The sequence below is a fragment of the Micromonospora sp. NPDC051924 genome (assembly GCF_055586005.1).
In genome coordinates this window covers 1-1274 of sequence record NZ_JBVJJA010000119.1, presented here as the reverse complement: position 1 = coordinate 1274, position 1274 = coordinate 1, and the positions used below count along the sequence as shown (strand labels likewise).

The following is a 1274-nucleotide window of genomic DNA, read 5'->3' as shown; positions in this document are numbered from 1 at the left end:
CGCACCAACAGTCGTACCGCGGCCACGTTCGTGTACATCTCCGCGGTGCCGAGATGCAACAACTCGATCAGCTCGTCCGCGTCCACATCTTCAGCTGTTCTTGTCATCGGCTCCTACCTATTCAAAGGGGATTTCGGGGAACTCGGGGTGCCCGATGAGGAGATCCGCCTCCCCTGGCGGCGGGGTTATATGTTCTCTCGGTCGTCCTACAAGTGGCGGCATGGCGGCCGATCGGGAGGCTTCTGTGGGTGTTCTGTACGACTACTTCCGCGCTTCTGAGGACGAGGCTGTCGCAAAGCTGATGGCCGCTACCGACGGCGGCCCGGTGGTGCGAGAGGGAGGCTCTCCCGTCGCGGATGCCGTGGACGGCAAGGGGATCGATCCGCCCGTAGTCCTCGGTAAGGTCGTCTCATTCGCTCTCGACGTGCCGTGGGCCACCGGCCTGATCGGGGAACGACTCATCTGGCCGGACGGCGCTGGCGAAGACCCTGAGTACGAAGGACCCTGGGTCGTCGTACTGAGCGAGCGCGCCCGGGATGCGCTTGCCGAAATCGCGGACGACCGCTTGCCGGGCCTGGCCGAGCAGTGGTCGCGCATCGAGGAGCTGTCCTACTACAGCGACACGCAACCGAACGTCATGCTGTCGCGTTTGCGGGAGTTTGTTGGGCTGGCCCGCAGAGCACGCACGAGCGGAGAAAGCATCTACTGCTGGATCTGCCTCTAAGCGGTCGACAGCAACGGTTGCCGACAGGGCTTCGGCCTTGGGCCATCCGTACAGCCACGGCCGCCCGCTGAGGCCGACGTCGCCCGACAACCACGGACGGGCTGACCAGGGACACAGCCGCCCGACCAGCCATCCCTGATCTTCTCCTAATCCCAAGGCCGCAGGTTCGAATCCTGCCGGGCGCACCACCGTCATCCCAGGTCAAGGCGGCCCGCAAAGCGGGCCGCGCCGGCCCGGCCCCGGCCTGCTGGCGACCTTCGGCCGGCATGGGCCGGGCCGGGCGGCCACGCTGTGGGGGTCAGGAAGATGAGCGGCTGAGGGGGTGACGATCGCCATCGGGATTGCTCGTCGTCAAGGTCGGGGCGTTCGCTGCCGCGCAGCAGAGCTGCTTGCCCCCGAGCCCCTTGGGGGACGCCTGTTGTTCGACGACGACGAGGACCAGGGCGTCACCCATCCTGTGCTTGCCGGTTAACCCATCCGCGCTGGTCAGGGGCTCTTTCGGATCAGCTGGCCGATCTTGGCCTGTTCGAGCAGCAGCCCTTGTCCATCG

1 protein-coding gene is annotated in these 1274 nt (G+C 66.2%); it reads left to right on the top strand.

All coding sequences use genetic code 11. The features are described 5' to 3' along the window. Positions 1 to 220 precede the first annotated feature (220 nt). A complete protein-coding gene (locus tag ACZ6S5_RS34885; RefSeq protein WP_466006553.1) occupies positions 221 to 724 on the top strand; it encodes a hypothetical protein in 504 nt (167 codons plus the stop codon). The last annotated feature ends 550 nt before the right edge of the window (positions 725 to 1274 follow it).

Coding starts and splice junctions, on each gene's coding strand:
- ACZ6S5_RS34885 (WP_466006553.1), top strand. CDS start 221: ATGGCGGCCGATCGGGAGGCTTCTGTGGGTGTTCTGTACGACTACTTC.